Below are 22,454 nucleotides of genomic sequence, written 5' to 3'. Positions count from 1 at the left end.
ATGAGTCTGATACACAACCTGGGATTTCCGCGTATCGGGGCGCGGCGTGAGCTGAAATTTGCGCTGGAAGCGTACTGGCGCGGTGATTTGAACGAGGCGCAGCTGAATGATAAAGCGGCGACTCTGCGCACCCTGAACCGCGAGCGGCAGCAGGATCTGGACCTGATTCAGGTGGGTGATTTCTCACTTTACGATCAGGTGCTCGATATGAGCGTCACTCTGGGTAACCTGCCGACACGTGTTTTGCAGACTGAAGGTGGCGAGCTGGAGCGTTATTTCCGTGCCGCGCGTGGCCGTGCTGCCGGTGATACGGCCTGCCAGTGTGTCCATGCAGGAGAGATGACTAAATGGTTCGATACCAACTATCACTACATCGTACCGGAGTTTGATCGTAGTACGCGCTTTTCGCTGAATAGTGATCGGCTAGTCCAACAGGTCCGTGAGCTGGGCGCTGAGGATAAGCCGGTGAAGGCCGTGGTGCTCGGGCCGCTGACCTATCTGTCGTTGGGAAAATCCAAGGATGAGACACAGCCATTGCAGTTGCTGCCGGAGTTGCTGGAGGTTTACGGCGAGCTGCTGACAGAACTGGCCGCAGAGGGGGTCGAGTGGGTTCAGATCGATGAGCCCGCATTGGTGACCGATCTGGCTAATGACTGGCAGCAGGCGTATCGCCAGGCTTATCAGCAACTGGCATCGGCAAGTGGCATCAAGTTGTTGCTGACCACCTATTTTGGCGCTCTGGAAGACAATCTGGCCCTGGCCTGCTCACTACCGGTAGCGGGTATTCATCTTGATGCGGTTAAAGCACCTCAGGAGGTACAGGTCCTGATTAACCATGCCCGGCCCGATCAGGTGATTTCACTGGGCGTTGTGGATGGTCGTAATATCTGGCGCACCGATCTTGAGGCGTTACTGGATTGGCTGGAACCGGTATCAAGACAGCTGGGAGAGCGCCTATGGCTGGCGCCCTCCTGCTCATTGTTGCATGTGCCGGTGGATCTGGCACTGGAGCAGGAGCTGGACGCTGAAATCCGGAGTTGGCTGGCGTTTGCTCAGCAGAAGCTGGATGAACTGAAGCTGATTCAGCGCGCCTTGCGTGAGGGGCGCAGCGCAGTCGCTGACGCTTTGCTGGAGAACCAGGTGGCGTTGCAGAGCCGTCGCGCGTCTGCCCGGGTTCGTAATCCGCAAGTTCGAGCTGCCGTTGCTGCCATGGAACCGAGTCTGGGTCAGCGGCAGAGTCCCTACGCAGAGCGCGCAAAACTGCAGCACGCACGCCTGCGTCTGCCGCTTTATCCGACGACCACCATCGGCTCCTTTCCTCAGACCGATCAACTGCGTCAGTTGCGCCGGGCGGTGCGGCAGGGGGAAATCGATGAGAGTACCTATCGTGGGGCGATCAAGCAGGAGATCGAGCGGTGTATTGAACAGCAGGAAGCGCTGGGGCTCGATGTGTTGGTACACGGCGAGGCGGAGCGCAACGATATGGTGGAGTATTTCGGCCAGCAGTTGGACGGTTATACTTTCAGCCGCTTCGGCTGGGTTCAATCCTATGGTTCGCGCTGCGTTAAACCCCCGATTCTATTTGGCGACATCAGTCGGCCCAAAGCGATGACGGTGGAGTGGACTCAATACGCGCAGTCTCTTACCAAGAAGCCGATGAAGGGGATGCTCACGGGCCCTGTCACGATCCTGAACTGGTCATTTGTGCGCGATGATCAGCCTTTGGAAGCCACCGCGTATCAATTGGCGCTGGCGATTCGTCAGGAGGTGCAGGATCTGGAAGCGGCCGGCATCGACATCATTCAGATCGATGAAGCGGCGTTGCGCGAGGGGCTGCCGTTACGCAAAAGTCAGTGGCAGAGCTACCTGGATTGGGCGGTGGAAGCGTTTCGGATCAGCGCCAACGGTGTAGCGGACAGCACCCAGATCCATACCCATATGTGCTACTCCGAGTTCAACGATATTCTGCCGGCGATTGCACGGATGGATGCGGATGTGATCACCATCGAGACTTCGCGCTCGGATATGGAGCTGTTGGATGCCTTTGAAACATTCAGCTACCCCAATGAGATCGGTCCCGGTGTGTACGATATTCACAGTCCCAATGTGCCGTCGGAAGCGTCCGTGTATGCGCTGATGCAGCGGGCCGCCGAGCGCATTCCAGCGCAGCGGCTCTGGGTCAATCCGGATTGTGGCCTGAAAACCCGACAGTGGAGCGAGGTGATTCCGGCACTCAGGAATATGGTTGCGGCGGCGCACCGGTTGAGAGCAGAGGCTGGCTGATCGCCGCAGAGGCACTGAACCCAAGCTGCTCGATCAGATGGCTCAGGGTGGGTGCGATGGGGGCATCAACCTTGAGATCCAACAGGTCGTCGGCGCGGGTTCTCCCCAGCGTCAGGGCTGCCATTGGCTTGTTCCACTCCCGGGCCCGGCGGCAGAAACGGAAGCCGGAGTACACCATCAACGATGAGCCGATAACCAATAAGCCGTCAGCTCGTTGCAGTGCATCGAGCGCGTCCTGAACACGGGTTTTGGGGACGTTATCGCCGAAGAAGACGACGTCAGGTTTGAGGATGCCGCCACATTCGGGGCAGTGGGGTACGCGAAAATCGCTGAAATCCACCTCCAGATCCGCATCACCATCCGGTGCGCTGGTCGCCGTGAATTGCGTAAATGCGGGGTTCAGAGAGCCGGAGCGGCGGTGTACTTCGTCGCGGGTGCAACGGTAGTCGCAGTCCATGCAGATAACATCGCCCGCCTGCCCGTGCAGGTCGATGACCGCCCGTGACCCGGCTCGCTGGTGTAAACCATCCACGTTCTGGGTGACCAGCAGCTCAACCAGTCCTTCTTGCTCAAGGGTGGCCAGCGCGTGGTGAGACCGGTTGGGCCGGGCCTGCTGAATCACAGGCCAACCGATCAGGCTACGGCCCCAATAGCGTTGCCGTGTCTTATGGTTTGCCATAAAGTCCGCATGCTGCACCGGTTGCTTGCGCTTCCAGTCGCCGTTCCGGTCCCGGTAATCGGGAATGCCGGAATCGGTACTGATACCGGCTCCTGTCAGAACCAGCAGGCGCGGGTGGCGCTGGATAAAGTCGAGCAAGGCGTCGCCTGAGACCATCGGTTTGCAACCTCCACTCCAAAAAAACTTAATCCTTATACTTTAACAGACTCTTTTCGGATTTTTTCTTACAGCCAGAGCCGTGAGTGCCACTGGCAATCCGCCAACCGATCATGTTTAAAATCGACCAAACTCTCTCTGGAAAGGATGACCATGACCCGTATCTATCTTTACGATCACTGCCCGTTTTGTGTCCGCGCTAGTCTGGTTGCAGGTTACAAACACGTGGCGTTTGAGCGGGTGGTGCTGCTCAATGATGACGAGAAAACCTGTTTCGATCTGATTGGAGCCAAGATGGTGCCGATACTCGAGCATGATGGTGCGCTGATCGGCGAGAGTCTGGATATCTGTAAACGGCTCGATGAGATTGGGGATGAGAAACAGATCATCCTGCCGGCATCCGGTCTTGATCAGCAGGTAGCTGATCAGCTAAGCCAAGTGGGACATGCCCAGTGGGCGCTGAGTTTTCCACGGGTGATCCGTATTGGTCTGCCGGAGTTCGCCACCGAGGGAGCCCAAGCCTATTTCCGTAGTAAAAAAGAGAAGATGCTCGAGATGAGCTTCGATGATGCGCTGGCCAACACCGGGGCGCACAAAAATGCGGTTGAACAGGTCCTTGCCGACCTGCCCAAGCTGCCACTGCCCTCTGAGCGGGAAAATAGACTGAGCTGGGATGATGTCATTATTTTTCCGCGGCTACGCGGCTTAACGCTGGTGAAAGGACTCGAGTTTCCAGAGTCGATTCAGACGTATCTGAAGGAGATTTCCAGTCTGACCGGCGTCGATCTCTATTTTGACCGGGCAATATGAGGCCTCGCTTTCGAAGTATCCACGGTGGATAACGAGCCGTCGTGGTTGACTTGCACACTTGCAAAGTCCTCAGCGAGTATCAGCTTGCCCGAATAGTAGAGACGGGCTTCCGACTCGATCTCATCGATGCCCTGATCCCGAACGTGCCTGGATTTCTGAACATACCTCGGACTGAAATGGGTCAGTATCAGGCTCGGGATTGCTTCGGACTGGGCAAAGCGTGCCACCCGGGCGGCACTGGTGTGCTGGGGCTCTGGCCCTACGCGTTCCAGAACAGGTTCGGTGTAGGTTGCCTCATGCACCAGCAGATTCACGCCCAGGCACAGCTCGGTCAGGGCTTCGGGGGTATCGTTGTCACCGCTGATAACGGCTGCCCGGGGCTTGTGTGATGGGTGGGTATAATCCTGGCTGCAAAGGAGTCGGCCATCCTCAAGGACGGCATCCTCACCGCGCTGCAGCCGGTTATAGATCGGACCGGATGGGATCGCATCCTGCCGGAGTCTGTCGATATCCAGTTTTAGCGCGACACGGGCTTCCTCCAGTCGATACCCCCAGCACTCGGTACGGTGGCTCAGCGGGGCTGCTTGAATGTTGAAGCCCGCGGCCTCCAGGGACAGGGATTGATCCACAGTTTCAAAGATCAGGGGGTATTCGATACGCAGTTCGGTGATCCTGATCACGGCTTGCAGGTATTCCCAAACAGCGGGCGGGCCGACGATGATCAAGGGGTCGGTACGCCCGTTGAGCTGGCAGGACGCGAGAAGTCCGGGCAGTCCGTAACAGTGGTCCCCGTGAATGTGGGTGATCAGGATTGCCGCCAGTTTTTGTGGCGACAGTGCGGTGCGCAGCAGTTGATGCTGGGTCGCTTCGCCGCAGTCCACCAGTATCCAGGCTTTGCCTCGCTCGGGCTGAATAGCTGTTGCACTGACGTTGCGCCGACGGGTCGGGGCACCGGAGGAGGTGCCAAGAAAGGTGATTTTCATGGTTAGTATCCGGTGAGCCGTTGCATCGGGCCAGTGTAGCGTGAATAGCCCAGGAAACTATACAGCGATGATAAAGGGGCCGGCCCCTTCAGGGCTGAGGTGCCGGCGGCGAGAGAGGGAAGCGTTCACGCTACATCATGGGGATCGCCCAGGCGCTTGCGACCGTGCAGCATTGATCTGACCAGACTTTCGCGGTGGCGAAGGCTCGCCAGGATGACTCCCGCCACATGCAGACCGACCAGTAGCAGTATGCCATTGCCGATCACAGCGTGGAGCTCCTGTACCCAGTCTACGCCCCAGTAACGGTCGGTGGTGGCGAGCCAACCGGTAAAGGTCAGTGCACCCAGTCCCGCCAGCAGGGCAACCACCATCATCCCCCCGGCTGGATTATGGCCCAGGTAACGGGCTTCACGGCCGTGGCGGATGTCGTGCAGGTAAGCGAACACTGTGCGTGGATGGCGCACAAATTGACTGAAGCGAGCGTAAGGTGAGCCTATCAACCCCCATAAGAGACGGAAGCAGATAAGACCCACAACAATATAGCCACAGGTTTCATGCAGCTCCTGCCACTCCTCAGAGCTGATATAGGCCACCGCAAAACTCGCGACCAGTGACCAGTGAAAGAGCCTGACCAGCGGATCCCAGACTTTGACCGTCGTCGGTTCTTTTACGGTGGACATGGAGCGTCTCCTTACTCCTGAGTCTTGACCACTTCGAAGGTTTTCGGGTCGAAGTACACTTCGGCACGCTCGCCTTTGTCATCCAGGGCGTAGACTTCGTAGCAGCCCTCATCCACCTTGATGCGTTTTACTTCCCAGCCCTTGTCTTCGAGAGACTGTTTCAGGGCCTCCATATCTTGCCATTCACTTTTCGGTACGTCGCACAGTTCCTGTTCCGCGTACACGTTGGCGGACAGAGCCGCGGTTGCAATCAGCAGCGTTGAGATCAGTTTTTTCATCGGTAGTGCCCTCTTTTGAGTGATCGATGACGGCACTTTAAAGCTGCTTGCTTAAATGAAACTTAAGCGGTCATGTTTAGATGCAGGTCAGTCGTCGGGGGCGGCCTCTACCAGACGGTTACGGCCCTCACGTTTAGCCTGATAGAGCGCCTGATCAGCCAGTCCGAACAGAGACTCCAGTCGGGTCTGGGTCGCCGGTACTCGTGTGACGACGCCGAGACTAACCGTCATCGTCAGCGTATGGCCTTCGATGTGGATCGGTGTCCCTGCCAGGTCGCGGCGCAGATCGTCCAGCCGCTGACGGATCTCATCCGGCTGTTCCGTGGTCGCGATATAGAGGAACTCTTCACCGCCCAGTCTTATCAGGTGGTCTGTGTCCCGGCGGAAGTGCTGGCGCAGTTGTGTGCCAAGACTGGCCAGGCAATGATCACCGATGCCGTGACCATAGGTATCATTGATTCGCTTGAAATGATCCACGTCGAGCATCGCCATGACCAGAGTCAGCTTGTGGCGGCGGGCCGTTGCCAGCAGTGATTCTCCATGCTGGCTCAGCCAGCTCCGGTTGTGGAGGCCGGTCAGACTGTCCGTTTGGCTGAGCGTGGCGAGCTGGTCGTTGGCCTCGGCCAGCTGCCTGTTCAGCGATCCCAGTTTACGGTTCCAGAGTACAAGCAGCATTAGAGCCGTTCCCGCTGCCAGGGCGACCTGCCACAGCAGTGTGTAGTCGGGCGGTGGCTCCAGGCTGAGATGTGTCCACTCATTGGCCAGGCGCTGACGCTCCTGGGGGGAGAGCTGCTCGATCGCCTTGTCCAGAATCGCCATCAGTTGCTCTTCCCCGGGAGGGACGGCCAGGCTCAGCTGGGCATCCTGAGGGACTCGGCCGATCACCCGGATATCGGCCATGCCCAGCTGAGCCAGACGGCGGCTTGTGGTGGCCAGCAGGCCGATATAACCGTAAAGCTCACCTTTCTGCAGTTGTTCTAGAGCGGCCTCTTCACTGCTTATCGTTTTCAGGTTGAGCCCCGGATGATGCAGTGCCAGGGTTGCCTGAAGACCGCTATCCGCGGCCACGCCAATGGGTTGATCACCCAGCTCGGACAGTGAATCGATAAAGGGGGCCTGCAGTCGGCCCAGCACAACAACCGGCATTTGCTGGTAAGGCACACTGGTCGGGTGCTGTTCAGTGCCGGTGGTAATTGTCACCGGTAACAGGTCGCACTGACCGGATGCCAGCGCCTGTTGTGCGGCCTGCCAGCTATCGGTGGCCCGGTGTTCGAAACTGAGGTTCAGCTTGCGTTCCAGAATCGACAGCAGGCTGGCACCCAGGCCCACATAGCGGCCATCCTCCATGGACTCCAGTGGTAAACGCTGGGGGTGGGAGCAGAAACTGAAACGATGCTCCCTGGATTGCAGAAAGCGGTGCTCAGCCGGTGTCAGATTCAACGCTGTCTGAGTAAAGGTGATTTGGGCACCCAGCCATCGGTCGGCAATGGTGTTGCGCTCGGTCACCGAAATCGCTTCCAGCGCCGCATCAATGATCTCCGGTAGTGGGGCCAGCTCTGGACGTACCCCAAAACGCAGGTCTTCATTTTCGATGCCCGAAAGCGTGAGTTCACCGGCCACCTGGACATTGCTCAGGCCCAGCCGGCGCACCAGATGATTGCCCAGTGGCAGGGCGCCGATCACCAGATCCAGCTGTCCGCTGGCGAGCGCTTCAAACATGGCGGCCTGATCGCGGTAGGCGATGCTGGTCACGTCTTTCCAGGACCGGACCTGATCCTGATAAAAGATGCCTTCTCCGTAGCCGATCCGTTTGTCACTTAAGTCCGAGCGGGTTTGAAAGCGAAACCCGGGGTCGCGACTGAATACGACCACCGGGATGCGGTGATAGGGCTTCGAAAAACGGGTGAAGGCTCGACGCTCCGAGCTCTCGGACATGTTGGCGAGAAGGTCGATTTCGCCCCGCTTGAACAGCTCGATCAGGGTGGCCCAGTCATCGGCGACCGGTGTGATCTGCAAACCGGTCAGTTCTGCGATGCGGGACAGGTAGTCCACCGACATGCCTTGAAGCCTGCCGTTGTCGAGGAAGCTGAACGGGGCGTACTGGTCCATCAAACCAACACGCAATGGTGGCAGTTGGCTCAGGTAAGCTTTCTGCTGTGCAGTCAGCTGCAGATCGCCTCCCGCCGTCAGGGCTTCACCGCCGTACTCTTGCCAACGTTCGCGCAGCTGTTCGAGCCAGCGCGGATCAATCGCCTTCAAGCCCGCATCAAGTCGCTGTTGCAGCTCCCGGTCGTCCGGTTGCACGGCAATCCGGAAATCCTCGCTGGCCTGTTTACCCAAAGGCGCTGGCGAGAGAATGCGAAGCTGGTGAAACCCATCCCGGCGGGCCAGGTAATTGAGGGTGATTTCGGGCCCGACAATAGCATCCACCCAGCCGAATGCGAGGGCGCGAACCAGGTCGGGCAGCAGGTCGTAGTGGCGCACTTCAATCCCGGCATCCTGAAAGGCATCGGCGTAGTAAATATCGCGCATGACTCCGAGCCGGAAGGGCTGCAGATCTTCGACAGTCTTCACCGGAGGCAGTGGATTGGCGGGGTTGTGCACGATCACCGTCTGGCGCAGGTGGTAGGGCTCGGTAAACAGCATTTTACCGACCCGCTCCGGGCGCCATGAGACCTCATCGATGGCATCCAGATCACCCCGGAGAAAAGCCGAATAGATCTCCGGCCAGCTGCCCATGCGGTAGCGGAAATCGATCTGGGTTTGCTGACTCAGTTCGTTAAGTACGTCAATAGAGAATCCCCGTGGCCCCAACGGTCCCATACTCGAGTAGGGCTCGTTATCGGCTACAACTCCGATGCTGATCGTATTACTGGCCTGGGCTGAAAATGAAAGAGCCAGTAGCAGCGAAGCGAGCAGAGATAGGAGGATACAACCGGTGGTACGGGCCGTTTCCATACGAAAACCCTAAAATCTTGCGAACGTCGAAGAAACTAGGCTAGCACGAAGGTGGGAAGTGGGGGTAGGAGAAAGCAGGGGGCCGTTGTAACGGCCCCCTGCTCGTTTGGCGCTTCTATCCCTGAGCCTTGGCTTGTATGCGGCGACGATGCAGGACTGGCTCGGTGTAGCCATTGGGCTGCTCGCGGCCCTTGAATACCAGATCGCAGGCGGCCTGGAAGGCCACGGAGCCCTCGAAATCAGCGGCCATGGGGCGGTAGATCGGGTCGCCTTCGTTCTGGCGATCGACGACAGCGGCCATCCGCTTCATGGTTTCCATGACCTGGCTCTCGGAGCAGATACCGTGGTGCAGCCAGTTGGCGATATGCTGGCTGGAGATACGCAGGGTGGCGCGATCTTCCATCAGGCCGATATCGTTGATATCCGGCACTTTGGAGCAGCCGACACCCTGATCGACCCAGCGCACCACATAGCCGAGGATCCCCTGTGCATTGTTGTCGAGCTCCTGCTGAATCTGCTCGGCGCTCCAGTCCGGGTTCTGTGCCACCGGAATGGTGAGGATGTCATCCAGCGCTGCGCGTGGGCGGGATTTGAGCTCCTCCTGACGGGCGAAGACATCCACCTTATGGTAGTGCAATGCGTGCAGGGTGGCAGCGGTGGGTGAGGGCACCCAGGCTGTGTTGGCGCCAGCCAGCGGGTGGCCGATCTTGGCTTCCAGCATGCCGGCCATCAGATCCGGCATTGCCCACATCCCCTTGCCGATCTGAGCCCGGCCACTCAGACCACAGGCCAGGCCGGTATCCACGTTCCAGTCTTCGTAGGCCTTGATCCAGGCCGCGCCTTTCATATCGCCTTTGCGGATCATCGGACCGGCTTCCATGGAGGTATGGATTTCATCACCGGTACGGTCGAGGAAGCCTGTGTTGATGAATACCACACGCTCCTTGGCAGCGCGGATACACTCTTTCAGGTTGACGGTGGTGCGGCGCTCCTCATCCATGATACCCACTTTCATGGTGAAGCGGGGCAGGCCCAATGCCTCTTCGATGCGGCCGAACAGTTCATTGGTGAACGCAACCTCTTCGGGGCCGTGCATTTTCGGCTTTACGATGTAGATCGAGCCGGTCACGGTGTTGTTGAATTGACCGTTACCCTTCACGTCATGAACGGAGATCAATGTGGTGACCAGGCCATCCATGATCCCTTCGGGAATCTCATAGCCATCGCGGTCGAGAATCGCCGGGTTGGTCATCAGATGGCCCACGTTGCGCACGAACATCAGGCTGCGACCCTTGAGTGTTACCTCACCGCCGTTGGGTGCATTGTAGAGTCGGTCCGGGTTCATGGTACGGGTGAAAGTCTTACCGCCTTTACTCACCTCTTCGGTCAGGTCGCCCTTCATCAGGCCCAGCCAGTTGCGGTAAACAAGGATCTTGTCTTCGGCATCGACAGCGGCAACGGAGTCTTCACAATCCATGATGGTGGTCAGCGCGGACTCCATCAGGATATCTTTCACGCCCGCAGCATCGGTCTTGCCGATCATGTCGGTACGATCGACCTGAATCTCGAAATGCAGGCCGTTGTGGACCAGTGCGATACCGTTGGGGCTGCTGGCCTCTCCAGTGAAACCGACCAGTTGACTCGGCTCTGCCAAACCGGTTTCGCTGCCATCGCGCATCGATACGACCAGTGCGCCATTTTGCACGTGATAGCCGGCGGAATCTTTGTGGCTACCCTGGGCCAAGGGGGCGTTGTCATCCAGGAACTGACGGGCGAACGCAATCACCTTGGCTCCACGAGCCGGGTTGTACTCGGAACCGGCCTCGGCCCCGCCCTCTTCGGAGATGGCGTCGGTACCGTAGAGTGCGTTGTACAGGCTGCCCCAGCGGGCGTTGGCCGCATTCAAGGCATAACGGGCGTTCATCACCGGAACGACGAGCTGTGGGCCGGCCATGGTCGCCATTTCCGGGTCCACATTGCTGGTCGAGGCGGTGAAGTCTTCGCCTTCGGGCAGCAGGTAGCCGATATCAACCAGGAATTTTTTGTAGGCGGCAAAATCGAACTGGCCACGGTTGTCACGGTGCCACTGATCGATCCGGGCCTGAAAATCATCGCGTTTGGCCAGCAGTTCGCGATTGCGCGGCGCCAGTTCATGCACGATGGCATCGAATGCGGCCCAGTAGGCATCCACTTCCACGCCGGTGCCCGGGAGGGCTTCGGTGTTGATGAAGTTATAGAGATCCTCAGCGACCTGAAGGCCGCCAACCTGTACGCGTTGGCTCATGAGATATGCCTCAAATTTTTGTTTATGTCCCCCGGATTTCGGCGAGGCTGCACTTTGCCGGGAGGCTGGGTTACCACTGAATATAATTGTGCAATGCGAAAATAGCGCAATTCAACACCAATGTAACCCCTTTTGGCCTAAAGTATGAAAAAACGGATCGTTCGTGTTATTTAGCAACACGATTGCGAAAAGTAGAGATGTTTTCGCGTATTTTTTGTTGTTTTTTTACTAGAAAGGCTGCGTCAGTTCCGGGGGACGGGGTTTGTTGATTCATATGATCCTATAATTGCTTTGATGAAACAAATGATTCAGACATGGGTAATCACGCGTTGTCCGAGACCGGATTTCCTTAATTGGCCTCAGTCGTCTTCTGGACCGCTGGCCGGCGGTTTCTTCGGCGGCGCACGGAAGAGGTGCACATCCAGTTGTGGAAACGCGATTTCGATGCCCGCCTGACGGAATAGGCGATCGATCGTGTGGTTCAGGCTGTCAGTCACCGGAATCCGGTCCTCCATACGGCTGACATAGACCCGCAAATCAAAATTCAGAGTGCTGTCACCAAAGGCCCGGAAGTAAGCGGAGGGCTCCGGTTCATCAAGCACATCCGGGTTCGCTGCGGCGGCGTCGAGCAGCAGTGCTTTCACTTTCTGCGTGTCGCTGCCATAGGCAACACCCACCTGCAGCACGACACGGGTGGTGGCGTCGGTCAGCGACCAGTTGATCAACCGCTCGGTGATAAACGTTTTGTTGGGGATCACCACCTCCTTCATATCCCAGTCGACCAGCGTGGTGGCCCGGATCTGGATCCGGGATACGTTACCGGTTACATCGCCGATGGTGACGGTATCACCGATACGAATAGGCTTTTCGAACAGCAGGATGATGCCCGAGACAAAGTTGGCCACAATCTCCTGCAAGCCAAAACCGAGGCCGACGCCCAACGCCGCCACCAGCCATTGCAGTTTGCTCCACTCCAGCCCAAATTGACCGATACCGGCCATGACCCCTACCAGAATCAGGCTGTATTTAAGCAGGGTCGTGATTGCGAAGCCGCTCCCGGCGCTCAGGCGCAGATGCCGAAGTACCAGAAGCTCCAGTAGTCCCGGCAGGTTGTAGGCGGCCAGCAGGCTCAGTCCCAGTGTCAGGACGCCGGTAAGCACGTCCGCCAGTGTGACTGAGCGTAACTGGCCGGCATCGGCGCCACCTTGATAGACGCTCCAGAGCGGGATGCGATCGAGAATATTCAGGCTGGGCAGGTAATCACCCAGCGTGATCCAGATCAGCAGTCCAAAGCCGCCTGCTACAGCGACTTTCAGCAAGGTTTGGCTCTGCTCGGACAGCGTTTCCAGGTCGTAAAAATTCTCCTCCAGTTCGCTGCTTTCGTTTACGCCCTCTTCACGCGCAGCGCGCTGTTCTGCCCGCTTTTCCAGGGCTTGCGCCAGCGCCAGTCTGCGCTCCTCCATCATCAGCCAGCGTAATCCCAGGCGGTAGCAGATAAAGGCGAGCGCGAGCTGCAGAATCACGAGTGCTAAAAGCATGATCATGTAGAGAGCGCTGAGCAGGTAACCGGCAAGACCCAGTACAAACATGGCCACATTGAATGCCAGCATCAACCCGATCCAGAGCCGTGCGTCTCTCCAGCCCTGTGTATTGCCCGTCAGCTGGTTGATCGGGGTGTGGTTTTTCCACAGGGCCCACCAGAAACGTACCAACAGCAGGGTCAGCAAAAGAAATAGCAGGCGACCGCCGGAGGCGAGCAATTCCGGCTCTTCCAGGCCGTCGCTGATATACAGCCCGGCCAGCAACGGAAGGCTTAGCAGGCTCAGCAGGTGGAGTTCCCGGTTCAGGGACTGGCAGAGGGGTTGTGGCAGTCCCAGGTGAGCATGCAACAGACCGTGGGGGGTGCTCAGCCAACCGTGGAAGCACTGCTGAATAAATATGAGTCCGCCGAAGGTAAAGAGTATCAGGGTGAGCGTATCGTGCAGGGGATAGGCGGGATTGAGGTTGGTCTGCAGCAACAATGCAAAGACGGGTACGGGGGATGCAATCACCACGGGGGCGGCCAGCAACACCAGCGAACGAACAAATCGATCCTGGGTTACACGACCAATTTCAGCGTGCCACTGGGCGCGGTGGTGTCGTACAAAGCGGCGCAGAGTGATGGCGACGCCGGTCAGAAGCGTGAAAATCAGCAGTGCGAGCCAGAGCCGGTGGTTGTGACTCAGTAGTGATGCGCCACTGCCCAGGCTTTTCCAGCGCTGGTGAAGGTGAGTCAGCCCCTGCAACAGGTTGCCGGGTAGATCCGTATCTATAGCCGGTACCGACGGCTGCCAGAGTAGCTGCTGGTTCACCAGGGTCCGGGCCTGACGCAACTGCTCATTGATCTGCTGCTGGGAGGCGAGAATCTGTGCGCGCAGATTAATCAGCTGTTGGCGGCTGTGATGGAGCTGATTGAGCAGACGGATGCGGGTATCCAGCAGGCTCTGATATTGTTCGTGAGTGGCGGCTCCGAAGACCGCCAGCGAGCTGGGAGGATTACTCTTGGCTTGTTCGGCACTGAGTATCTGGCGATTAGTTGCCAGATTCGCCAGGCGTAGCTCATTGATAGACGAGCGTGTGGCATCGCTGTCCAGGGGACGGGTTAGCTGCCGAATAAAACGCCGTAATTCCGTGCTGAGTTGCGGGATATCCAGCTCCAGCTGTTGCCTGATCAAGCGGGATCGCTCGCTGATCTGCGTGATCTGGTTTTCGAGCCGGGTCAGGGTCTCGTTTCCGGCGCTAATCTCCGCCAGCAGATGGCGCAGGCTGTCGCTCGTCTGCCGGTTTCGTTGGCTGATGTCGGCCAGCGGGGTGGGGAGCGCATCAGGCTCCGGCCCCAGGTCAGAGAGCGCCTGTTCCAGATTGCTGCGCCTTGCGACGGCCAGTGCCTGCTGCATCTCTTCCTGCGCGGTGGAGAGCTGTTCGATCTGGCGACGTGTTTGTGTCAAACGGAGCTGATTGAGTTCGCTTTCGCCTGGCAGGGCCAGTAATTCAAGCTCCAGCGCCTGGATCCGTGCGGCTTTCAACTCTGCCTGAGCATCGAGGAGGTCCTGACGCGCTTTTTTAAGGGGGGAAGAGAGGTCCGGGCTCAGAGAGGGAACCAGTTCGTCTTGCTTTAAAGCGGCCAGCTGCGCACGCAGTTCGACCAGGCGGGTATCATTGCTGCGGATCGCCTCCTCCAGCTGCTGTCGCGTCTGGCCCAGCTGGACCAATTCCGCCTTGGTTTGGGTGATCTGCTGTTCGAGTTCTTCAGGAGAGGCTGTATCAGGGCGCTTTATCGGCTCGGGTTCGGACTGAAGATCTTCCCGGAGGGTTGCCAGCTTTTCCGGTTGATTTTCGATCTGGCTGTTCAGTTGTGCAATACGGGATCGGTATTGCTCCAGTTCACTGATCGCATTGCGGGTCTGTTGATAGGTCTCGCGAAGCGCCTCAGTCTCGGTGGTCGTGTCGTCCGGGTCCAGCTTTTCCAGCTGCTGCTCGATCTCCCCAAGACTGGGCACCGCCGCGTGAATATGAACGGTCACGATAGACGTTAAGATGAGCAAGATTAGCGTACAGGGCCACCCCTGTGTCAATCCTGAGCGGTGCAACATGGCTGCGTGAGCTCCTTGCGCGAAAGACTCGAGTAACTGATGTTATGACTATAATGGGGCACAGAGCTGATACAGGAAAGCTGTCTTGATCAACGTTAGACAGAGTGTACGGGGGCGGCCACGCATTATCGACTCGCAAGCGGTGCGAGAGGCGCTGCCCGAGCAGATGACGGCGCTGTCGTCACTACCCCGGGTGATGGTCGATTACCTGAGCTTCTATGGGCTGGCGCCGATGGCGCGACGCTATGGTTATGCTGCGGGTCGACTGCTGTTGTCGGATGCTGAACTGGTGGTGCAGTCATTCTGCCAGCCACAGGGTAATGCACCGCGTGCTTTGCTGGTCCATGGCTATATGGACCACGCCGCATTGACGGGGCCCCTGGCGGAATTTCTGCTGCAATCCGGTTGCGATGTAAGTCTCTATGACTTGCCGGGGCACGGCTTATCCCGCGGACGGCCGTACGAAGTGGATAATTTCTTCAAGTATACCGACCAGCTTGGCGCGCTCGTGAAGCGGATGTTGTCTGAAGATGAGCGTCCGCTGACCCTGATTGGACACAGTACCGGTGGTGCGATTATTACCACCTTGCTGTTGCGGGAGCCCGCGTTGCTGGATCAGTCGCTGACACGTCCGGTTTTGCTTGCGCCGCTGGTCCGGCCTACCCACTGGCCGAGTATTCGGCGTAAATATCGCTGGCTGGGATTCTGGTTGAGGCGGGTACGACGAATCTACCAGGCCAATTCCCATGACCCGGCGTTTGTCGAGTTTATCCGCAGCCGGGATCCACTGCAGCATCCCTGGATTTCGGTACGCTGGATAGGCGCTATGCTTCGCTGGATCGAGTGGGTTGAGCATCAGCCGGCGAGCCCGGCCCGTCCGCTGATTATTCAGGGGTGCGATGACGATACTGTGGAGTGGCGGCATAACCTGGCGGTGTTGCAGCGGTTGTTTCCCCGTTCAGAACAGCTCTGTATCGATGGCGCGCGGCATAATTTGATTAACGAAGGCGCTGCCTGGCGGGATCCGGCCTTTCGGGCCATTGGTCAATTACTGAGGGCTGAAACAGAAACGCCCGGCGCACTGGCCGGGCGTTGAGAACTATTCAGCTGCGATCGAGCGGCTTTTAGAACAGGCGACGGCAGCGGATGGTGCCATCGATCTGGCTGAGCTTTTCCAGGGCCAGATGTGAGTAGTCGGCATCGACATCGATAACCACGTAGCCCACGGTCTCGTTGGTCTGCAGATACTGGCCCGCGATATTGATCCCGTTTTCCGAAAACACGTTGTTGATCTTGGACAACACGCCCGGGATGTTTTCGTGTACATGGAGCAGTCGATGCGCGTTGGGGTGGCCCGGCAGCGCCACTTCCGGGAAGTTGACGGAGGTGATGGAGGAGCCGTTGTCGCTGTACTTGACCAGCTTCTCGGCCACTTCATAACCGATGTTTTCCTGCGCTTCCATGGTCGAACCACCGACATGAGGGGTCAGGATCACGTTGTCGAATTCGCGCAGGGGGCTGATGAACTCGTCATCGTTGCTGCGAGGCTCCACCGGGAAAACATCCACGGCGGCACCCAGCAGTTTGCCGCTGGCCAGGGCCGAGCAGAGCGCGTCGATGTCAACCACAGTACCGCGGGCGGCGTTCAGGAAAATAGCGCCATCTTTCATCTGGTCGAACTGAACCTGTCCCATCATATTTTTGGTGGCGTCGGTTTCCGGAACGTGCAGCGTGATGATATCGCACATGCCCAGCAGCTCCGCCATGGAGGCGACCTGAGTCGCATTACCCAGCGGCAGTTTGGTGACCACATCGTAGAAATAGACTTTCATACCCAGGCTTTCCGCCAGCACGCTCAGCTGGGAGCCGATGCTGCCGTAGCCGACGATCCCCAGCTTCTTGCCGCGGATTTCGTAGGAGTTCTTGGCGCTTTTCTGCCACTCGCCCCGATGGGCCTTGGCATTTTTCTCGGCCACGCCGCGCAGCAGGATGATCGACTCCGCGATGACAAGCTCCGCCACGGAACGGGTGTTGGAATAGGGGGCGTTGAAGACGGCGATACCGTTGCGTGTGGCCGCATCCAGGTTGACCTGGTTGGTCCCGATGCAGAAACAGCCGACGGCAACCAGCTTTTCAGCGGCGTTGAGTACTTTTTCGGTGAGCTGAGTACGGGAGCGGATACCGATAAAGTGAACGTCCTGGATCCGATCAATCAGTTCCTCTTCCGGCAGAGAGCCGGTGTGGAACTCAATGTTGGTGTAGCCCTGAGCGTTCAGCGTGTCGACGGCCGACTGGTGGACGCCTTCCAGCAGCAGAATCTTGATTTTGCTCTTATCGAGGGATGTGGGTGTGCTCGTCATCTGCAACGGGTTCCTAACTTTCGCCGAATATGTCGGCCGGTGGTAAGAAAGCGTCGCATTGTAGCATATAGAGCGGGCCGTGAGCGGCTACCCGCGGGAGTAAAGCGAGAAATTTTCTCAGTTATTCATGAGCAAAACTGGATCAGGCCGCCTTAAGGGCGGCCTTTGTCAGCTCAGCTGTAGTAACAGAGGTAAGCTGTTGTCTTGCTTACTTTAAGGTCGAACGATTGGTCCGCCGCGATGCTGAACTCGGTACCGGCCGGAAAGGACTGCCAGTCCTGACTGCCGGGCAGGCGGACGACCAGTTCGCCGCAGGTCACCTTCATCAGCTCGTTCTGGCTGGTGCTGAAGGTATACTCCCCCGGCGCCATCACGCCAGAGGTAACCGGGCCATCCGGGCCTTCAAACGCGATCGACATTACCTTGCCGTCGAAGTATTCGTTGACGCTCAGCATCGTGCTCTCTCCGCAGAAAAAAGGGCATCATAGTGACATCTTGTGTGTCTGTCATGTTTCTGAATGTTGTAGCAGAAAATCGACAAAGGTGCGGTTGGCTCTAGAGAGGTATCCCTCTCTGCGCCAAGCGATGGAAAGATCCAGCCACACCGGCTCGCTGAAGGGGCGCGCCACTAGGTCGGCATCTTCCTCTATGACCATGGCTAACAGCGTCGTGAGTGCAAACCCATGGCGTACGATCTGTTTGATCAGGGGGAGCAGGTTGGTTTCGAAGCCGATCCGGGGCGTGACTCCGGCTTCGCCAGCCAGACGATCGATCACTTCGCGGTGGAAATAACCGGGTTTGAACACCACCAGATCTTCAGCAAAGAACTGATTGAAACTGATCGCATCGTGCTCGGCCAGCGGGTGGTCGGCGGGCATGACGGCGGTCATCTGATCGCGCAGAAACCGGTGAGCCTCCAGCTCTTCAGCGGGGGTGTTGCTGACGATGACACCCATGTCGATCTCTCCGGCTGAGATCATCTGCTGTATACGCCGAGTGCCGGATTCGACCACGGTCAGCTGCAGGTTGGGGTAGCGGTGGCGAAATGCCATCAGAATCGGAGGGAAGTAGTAGGAGCCGAGCATACTGGGTATACCGATCCGCACCTCCCCCTGGCGCAGGCCATGGATTTCGTGCATCTCAAGTTCTGCATCTTTCACGGCTTGGGTGATGCGCCGGGCATGGCCAAGCAGCACCTGGCCCTCGTCGGTCAACTCAACATGGCGTTCGCGACGGTGAAACAGGTTGAGCGCCAGGCGTTCTTCCAGTTTGCGAATGGCCATGCTCACCGCAGGCTGAGCAACGTTGAGACGTCGCGCGGCGGCGGTAAAACCCTGCTCTTCGGCGACGGCCAGGAAGTATCGCAGGGCGCGAACCTCAAGCATAAGTATTCCTTATGGATAAGATAATAACTATATATTTTAATGATTTTATCTCGATTGGTATTGTTTGCACATTGAAATTAAGCGGGGGTGTGCTCGATGATCGAGTTGGGTAATAAGGCGTTTTGGCGGGCGACACTGGCGCTATGTCTGGGATCTTTCATGATCTTTGCCAATGTCTATGTTACGCAGCCACTGTTGCCGATGCTGGCGCAGGATTTCGAGGTTTCGCCGCTGCTCGCCGGATGGACGTTTACTGTCACTACGCTGATGCTGGGCCTGTCTCTGCTGCTTTATGGCCCACTATCCGACGCGCTCGGGCGGCGCGCGATCATGCTGGTGACCATGGCGGGCGCCACATTGACCACCGTGGCCCTCGCCTTTACCTCGGACTACCTGACTGTTCTGCTGTTGCGCGCTGTGCAAGGCTTCCTGCTGGGCGGGCTGCCGGCCATTGCGATTGCATATATGGGGGATGAGTTCAGTAAGAGTGCGGTGGCTGTCGCCGTCGGCGTTTACATATCAGGCAATAGTCTGGGCGGTATCGGTGGCCGCCTGATTGGAGGCTTTGTCGGTGAGTGGATGGGCTGGAATCACGCTTTTCTGGTCATGGCCGTTGTGAGTCTGGTTTGCTTAACCCTGTTCGCACTGATGTTGCCACCGTCACAACACTTTGTCCCCAGAGCGCTGCATCCTCGACAGATGCTGTCCGATCTGGCCGGGCATCTGCGTAATCCGCTGCTGGTGGCCGCCTACATCATCGGCGGTCTCAACTTCTTTATCTTCGTGAACCAGTACAGCTACATCACCTTCGTACTGTCCGAGGCTCCTTATAATTTATCAACCGCGTCTCTCGGGCTGCTGTTTTTAACCTACTTGACCGGTACCTTCGGTTCGGCGATCTCGGGTCGCGTGGCGCTGCGTTTGAGCCAGCCCTGGTGTATGGCGTTAGGCATTCTGATCCTGATGTTGGGCTCGTTGCTGACGCTGATTCCCAGCCTGGTCGCCATCGTTGCGGGCTTTTTCATCAACAGTTTCGGGTTCTTTTTTGCGCATTCAAGCGCCAGTAGCTGGGTCAGTCACAATGCCCGTCAGGCCAAGGCCAGTGCTTCATCGCTCTATCTGATGTTCTACTACATAGGGGCCAGCACCGGCGGGCTTTATCTGCACCCCTTCTGGGAGTATGCCGGTTGGTCGGGCGTTGTTGCCGGTTCGCTGGTGATCTTAACCCTGACGCTGAGTTGTGCCTGCTGGCTGGGTCGGAGTCGACGTTCGGTTCTGGTCGCTGCCTGAGTGGCGGGATATGATGGTGCAACAGTTTTAAGGAGAAGTGAGCAATGGCATACCAACATCTGCAGGTTGATGGCTCTGCGCTGGATTTGCCGGTGGGCAAAGTGGTGTGTATCGGCCGTAACTATGCCGAACATGCCCGTGAATTGAATAACGAAATACCCACAGAACCGCTGCTGTTCATGAAACCCGCAACGGCGCTGGCACCGTTGGATGAGCCCGTTACTGTGCCCAAGGGGCACGGCAGTGTGCATTTTGAAACCGAGCTGGCCGTTTTGATCGGCGAGCGCCTGACTGATGTGGATGCACAGGCTGCGCAGCACGGTATCGCCGGTGTGGGGCTGGCGCTGGATCTGACTTTGCGCGATGTTCAGGATCAGCTGAAGTCCAAGGGGCACCCCTGGGAGCGCTCCAAGGCGTTTGATGGTGCCTGCCCGGTATCCCGGTTTCTCACCCCGGCCAGCGTGGGTGACCTGACCGACGTCAACCTGCGCCTGACCGTCAATGACGAAGTACGCCAGGAAGGAAACAGCGCTCAGATGCTGACGCCGGTATTGGCGCTTATCAGCTATATCAGCCAGTGGTTTACGCTGGAACCGGGGGACCTGGTATTAACCGGAACGCCGGCCGGTGTCGGGCCGCTTAAACCGGGCGATAAACTCGTGGTCGAGATCGTCGATCTGCTGCGAGTCGATACCGAGGCACAATGATCCGGCTGATCATTGCGCTCTTTCTCTGTATATCGGTCAGTCAGGCTGATGAGCGTGAAGCCTGGCAGCGGCCCGGTTATATCGCTGACAGCTTTATTGAGATTGCGCTGAACAGTGAGTATGGCGTGCACACGCCTCGGTTAAGGCGCTGGGAAGCGCCCGTGCGCGTGTATTTGAGTCACGAAGTCGGTAACCGAGCACTGCACGAGGAGCTGGTCGATGCGCATCTAAGTCAGCTTGCCCAGATTACGGGGCTCTCGATTCGGCGCGTGGATCGGGCCGAGAATGCCAACCTGATGATGTTTCTGTTGCCCGAGTCGGCGCTGTTGGGGCGTTGGCGGGAGCAAAGTGGTCAGGACTCGCTTCCACCCAATGCTCTTTGCCTGGGACGGCTGCAGACGGACAGGCGTGGCGTAATCAGACGAGGCTGGGTTTTTATCCCGGTGGATCGGGCGCGCCATCATGGGCAGTTGATCAGTTGTATCGTCGAAGAGTTAACCCAGGTACTGGGTTTACCCAATGACTCCGATCGTGTATTCCCTTCTATTTTTAATGATCGTTCGGTGGCGCAACTGCTGACCGGACTGGACCTGGTCCTGCTTAAGCTGCTTTACCATGAAAAGCTGGAAGCGGGTATGAGCCCTGATCAGGTGCGGCCTCTGCTCAATGGATTGATAGAGGAGTTGTCGCAGGCGGGGATTATTGCGCGGGCTCAGGAGCAGGTGAGCCAGGGGGCACTTTACCGTCTGCTGGGGTTTGGGCAGTGAGCGGAGCACTTTCTGTCAGGGCGCATTCTGTGAGGGAAACTTCTATCCGCTGTGTTGTCGTATAAAGCGCCTGACAGAACGTAACACGCGCGCCACCGGTTTCGGTGGTTGAAGCGTCGATCAGCTCTGTGCTGTGGCATACTTTTGCAGTGGACAATGGAGTCGAGGGAAAGCGCATGCTTTGGGTGAAGGTGTTTCATATTCTGGCAATGACCAGCTGGATGGCGGGAATTTTTTATCTGCCAAGGATATTCGTGCATTACGTTGAAGGGCGGGAGGCCGGTCAGGATGTGACCCGTCTTTGCATCATGGCGCGAAAGCTGTACGGTTTTATGACCATCATGGCGGCGTTTACGCTGGGACTGGGGTTGTGGCTCTGGTTTGGCTGGGGGATCAGCGGTGGTTGGCTGCACGCCAAGCTGCTGTTTGTGGCCTTGCTGATCGGCTACCACCTCTGGTGCCGTCGTTACCTCAAGCAGATGCAACAGGACGGGCTATCCGGCAGCGGGCGTTTCTTTCGCCTGTTTAATGAACTGCCGTTACTGATCTTTGTGCCGATTCTGATCTTTGTGGTTGTTAAGCCTTTCTGACGTTTCGAGTCGATCAATCCGGGCCAACAGACGGTCGGTGCGCTCACGTAGCGTATCGACCTCATCCATGAATATCTCGACCTCCACCGGAGTTGGTAGCAGCCGCGCCTCCTCCTGCACATATTCCTGCAGGTTCATCAGCATGGAGCGGGAGCTGTCGCGACCGTAGGTACCCAGGGATCTGATGAGTTTGGCCGCTTCGTGGCCTGCGGTATCGCCCAGCCAATCACTGATCCAGGCTTCCCAGTCGATCCGGGTATCGGCCAGTACTTTTTGCAGACGGTGGGCCAGTGCGGAATCGCCGCTGATTGTTACGCCCTGTCCAAAGAGCACTTCATTACCGGCCTGGGGCAGGCGCGCCAGATCGACAGCGCTGCCCTTCAGCCTTACGTCAGCATCGCCCGCGTAATGGGCCAGAAGATCGATCCCTTCGGCATGGGGGATCAGATACAGCTGTAAGCTCGGCGCCGTCACTTCCACAGCGACAATCCGGCCAGCCATCTCACCGAGGCGATCCAGGGTAACCGGGTCCCTGGCCAGGACCCGGTTTAAAGCCGGTTCCAGCGTCGACAGTGCGCCGGTGACGAGCATCTGCAAAGCCATCCCCTCAAC

General features: G+C 57.9%; 18 protein-coding genes. 7 read left to right on the top strand and 11 right to left on the bottom strand.

The genetic code is table 11. The features are described 5' to 3' along the window. Positions 1-2,283 carry a 5-methyltetrahydropteroyltriglutamate--homocysteine S-methyltransferase gene (gene metE, locus G403_RS0109530; RefSeq protein WP_027853791.1) on the top strand — a complete coding sequence of 761 codons (2,283 nt, stop codon included), beginning with the start codon at positions 1-3 and terminating at the stop codon, positions 2,281-2,283. Here the strand turns inward: metE and G403_RS22805 are convergent. Next, positions 2,234-3,118: an NAD-dependent protein deacetylase gene (locus G403_RS22805; protein WP_051298803.1), complete on the bottom strand. Its 885-nt coding sequence runs from the start codon at positions 3,116-3,118 to the stop codon at positions 2,234-2,236. The two genes, metE and G403_RS22805, sit on opposite strands and share 50 nt — an antisense overlap. Positions 3,119-3,271: 153 nt before the next feature. Here G403_RS22805 and grxB point away from each other — a divergent pair, with 153 nt between their 5' ends. Then, the gene (grxB, locus tag G403_RS0109520) at positions 3,272-3,928 is read left to right on the top strand and encodes a glutaredoxin 2 (RefSeq protein ID WP_036233227.1); all 657 of its coding nucleotides are present in this window, start codon (positions 3,272-3,274) and stop codon (positions 3,926-3,928) included. Here grxB and G403_RS0109515 read toward each other — a convergent pair. From G403_RS0109515 to G403_RS0109490, 6 genes are all read right to left on the bottom strand, one after another. Further along, positions 3,907-4,911, bottom strand: coding sequence for a ribonuclease Z (locus tag G403_RS0109515; RefSeq protein ID WP_027853789.1), 1,005 nt, complete (start codon positions 4,909-4,911; stop codon positions 3,907-3,909). The genes grxB and G403_RS0109515 overlap by 22 nt on opposite strands. Positions 4,912-5,036: 125 nt before the next feature. Next, positions 5,037-5,591 (bottom strand): cytochrome b/b6 domain-containing protein, encoded by a 555-nt coding sequence (locus G403_RS22800; protein WP_036233224.1) that lies wholly within the window; start codon positions 5,589-5,591, stop codon positions 5,037-5,039. A gap of 11 nt (positions 5,592-5,602) precedes the next feature. Then, complete coding sequence (locus tag G403_RS0109505) at positions 5,603-5,869, bottom strand: PepSY domain-containing protein (RefSeq protein WP_027853788.1); 267 nt, start codon at positions 5,867-5,869, stop codon at positions 5,603-5,605. Positions 5,870-5,956: 87 nt separating this feature from the next. Beyond that, the gene (locus tag G403_RS0109500; RefSeq protein WP_051298800.1) at positions 5,957-8,827 is read right to left on the bottom strand and encodes a transporter substrate-binding domain-containing diguanylate cyclase; all 2,871 of its coding nucleotides are present in this window, start codon (positions 8,825-8,827) and stop codon (positions 5,957-5,959) included. A gap of 115 nt (positions 8,828-8,942) precedes the next feature. Further along, entirely contained in the window at positions 8,943-11,111 is a 2,169-nt protein-coding gene (locus tag G403_RS0109495; protein ID WP_027853786.1) for a malate synthase G, read from the bottom strand. Between the two features lie 359 nt (positions 11,112-11,470). After that, complete coding sequence (locus G403_RS0109490) at positions 11,471-14,674, bottom strand: mechanosensitive ion channel domain-containing protein (protein ID WP_169719895.1); 3,204 nt, start codon at positions 14,672-14,674, stop codon at positions 11,471-11,473. A 154-nt stretch (positions 14,675-14,828) separates the two neighbouring features. Between G403_RS0109490 and G403_RS22795 the strand changes: the two genes are divergently transcribed. Then, positions 14,829-15,839 carry an alpha/beta fold hydrolase gene (locus G403_RS22795; protein WP_051298796.1) on the top strand — a complete coding sequence of 337 codons (1,011 nt, stop codon included), beginning with the start codon at positions 14,829-14,831 and terminating at the stop codon, positions 15,837-15,839. Between the two features lie 28 nt (positions 15,840-15,867). On the opposite strand, the gene serA is transcribed toward G403_RS22795, so the two are convergent. The 3 genes from serA to G403_RS0109470 form a co-directional block, all read right to left on the bottom strand. After that, positions 15,868-17,103 carry a phosphoglycerate dehydrogenase gene (gene serA, locus G403_RS0109480; protein WP_036233221.1) on the bottom strand — a complete coding sequence of 412 codons (1,236 nt, stop codon included), beginning with the start codon at positions 17,101-17,103 and terminating at the stop codon, positions 15,868-15,870. 173 nt (positions 17,104-17,276) lie between these two features. Next, on the bottom strand, positions 17,277-17,558 hold the full coding sequence (gene ppnP / locus G403_RS0109475; RefSeq protein ID WP_027853783.1) for a pyrimidine/purine nucleoside phosphorylase: 282 nt from the start codon (positions 17,556-17,558) through the stop codon (positions 17,277-17,279). Between the two features lie 51 nt (positions 17,559-17,609). Beyond that, positions 17,610-18,488 (bottom strand): LysR family transcriptional regulator, encoded by an 879-nt coding sequence (locus G403_RS0109470; protein ID WP_027853782.1) that lies wholly within the window; start codon positions 18,486-18,488, stop codon positions 17,610-17,612. Positions 18,489-18,584: 96 nt separating this feature from the next. On the opposite strand from G403_RS0109470, the gene G403_RS0109465 reads away from it, so the two are divergent. The 4 genes from G403_RS0109465 to G403_RS0109450 all read left to right on the top strand — a co-directional run bounded on the left by G403_RS0109465 (position 18,585) and on the right by G403_RS0109450 (position 21,842). Next, positions 18,585-19,778, top strand: coding sequence for an MFS transporter (locus tag G403_RS0109465; protein ID WP_027853781.1), 1,194 nt, complete (start codon positions 18,585-18,587; stop codon positions 19,776-19,778). Positions 19,779-19,822: 44 nt separating this feature from the next. Beyond that, on the top strand, positions 19,823-20,485 hold the full coding sequence (locus G403_RS0109460) for a fumarylacetoacetate hydrolase family protein (protein WP_027853780.1): 663 nt from the start codon (positions 19,823-19,825) through the stop codon (positions 20,483-20,485). Further along, positions 20,482-21,252, top strand: coding sequence for a DUF2927 domain-containing protein (locus tag G403_RS22790; RefSeq protein ID WP_036233220.1), 771 nt, complete (start codon positions 20,482-20,484; stop codon positions 21,250-21,252). The genes G403_RS0109460 and G403_RS22790 overlap by 4 nt, the downstream gene beginning before the upstream one ends. A 176-nt stretch (positions 21,253-21,428) precedes the next feature. Continuing rightward, positions 21,429-21,842 carry a CopD family protein gene (locus tag G403_RS0109450; RefSeq protein ID WP_027853779.1) on the top strand — a complete coding sequence of 138 codons (414 nt, stop codon included), beginning with the start codon at positions 21,429-21,431 and terminating at the stop codon, positions 21,840-21,842. Here G403_RS0109450 and G403_RS22785 read toward each other — a convergent pair. Next, positions 21,792-22,445 carry a ubiquinone biosynthesis accessory factor UbiJ gene (locus G403_RS22785; RefSeq protein ID WP_051298794.1) on the bottom strand — a complete coding sequence of 218 codons (654 nt, stop codon included), beginning with the start codon at positions 22,443-22,445 and terminating at the stop codon, positions 21,792-21,794. The two genes, G403_RS0109450 and G403_RS22785, sit on opposite strands and share 51 nt — an antisense overlap. Positions 22,446-22,454: the final 9 nt, after the last annotated feature.

Source organism: Marinobacterium litorale DSM 23545, assembly GCF_000428985.1.
Classification (GTDB): Bacteria; Pseudomonadota; Gammaproteobacteria; order Pseudomonadales; family Balneatricaceae; genus Marinobacterium_D; species Marinobacterium_D litorale.
The sequence above is the reverse complement of the archived record's forward strand: the minus strand, read 5'-3'. Positions and strand labels throughout refer to the sequence as shown.

What these genes read in the sequence shown, in the direction of transcription:
- grxB (WP_036233227.1), top strand. Translation starts at nt 3,272, where the DNA reads ATGACCCGTATCTATCTTTACGATCACTGCCCGTTTTGTGTCCGCGCT.
- G403_RS0109495 (WP_027853786.1), bottom strand. Translation starts at nt 11,111, where the DNA reads ATGAGCCAACGCGTACAGGTTGGCGGCCTTCAGGTCGCTGAGGATCTC.
- G403_RS0109515 (WP_027853789.1), bottom strand. Translation starts at nt 4,911, where the DNA reads ATGAAAATCACCTTTCTTGGCACCTCCTCCGGTGCCCCGACCCGTCGG.
- G403_RS0109465 (WP_027853781.1), top strand. Translation starts at nt 18,585, where the DNA reads ATGATCGAGTTGGGTAATAAGGCGTTTTGGCGGGCGACACTGGCGCTA.
- G403_RS0109500 (WP_051298800.1), bottom strand. Translation starts at nt 8,827, where the DNA reads ATGGAAACGGCCCGTACCACCGGTTGTATCCTCCTATCTCTGCTCGCT.
- G403_RS22805 (WP_051298803.1), bottom strand. Translation starts at nt 3,118, where the DNA reads ATGGTCTCAGGCGACGCCTTGCTCGACTTTATCCAGCGCCACCCGCGC.
- G403_RS22790 (WP_036233220.1), top strand. Translation starts at nt 20,482, where the DNA reads ATGATCCGGCTGATCATTGCGCTCTTTCTCTGTATATCGGTCAGTCAG.
- G403_RS0109505 (WP_027853788.1), bottom strand. Translation starts at nt 5,869, where the DNA reads ATGAAAAAACTGATCTCAACGCTGCTGATTGCAACCGCGGCTCTGTCC.
- ppnP (WP_027853783.1), bottom strand. Translation starts at nt 17,558, where the DNA reads ATGCTGAGCGTCAACGAATACTTCGACGGCAAGGTAATGTCGATCGCG.
- G403_RS22800 (WP_036233224.1), bottom strand. Translation starts at nt 5,591, where the DNA reads ATGTCCACCGTAAAAGAACCGACGACGGTCAAAGTCTGGGATCCGCTG.
- G403_RS0109460 (WP_027853780.1), top strand. Translation starts at nt 19,823, where the DNA reads ATGGCATACCAACATCTGCAGGTTGATGGCTCTGCGCTGGATTTGCCG.
- serA (WP_036233221.1), bottom strand. Translation starts at nt 17,103, where the DNA reads ATGACGAGCACACCCACATCCCTCGATAAGAGCAAAATCAAGATTCTG.
- G403_RS0109470 (WP_027853782.1), bottom strand. Translation starts at nt 18,488, where the DNA reads ATGCTTGAGGTTCGCGCCCTGCGATACTTCCTGGCCGTCGCCGAAGAG.
- G403_RS22785 (WP_051298794.1), bottom strand. Translation starts at nt 22,445, where the DNA reads ATGGCTTTGCAGATGCTCGTCACCGGCGCACTGTCGACGCTGGAACCG.
- metE (WP_027853791.1), top strand. Translation starts at nt 1, where the DNA reads ATGAGTCTGATACACAACCTGGGATTTCCGCGTATCGGGGCGCGGCGT.
- G403_RS0109450 (WP_027853779.1), top strand. Translation starts at nt 21,429, where the DNA reads ATGCTTTGGGTGAAGGTGTTTCATATTCTGGCAATGACCAGCTGGATG.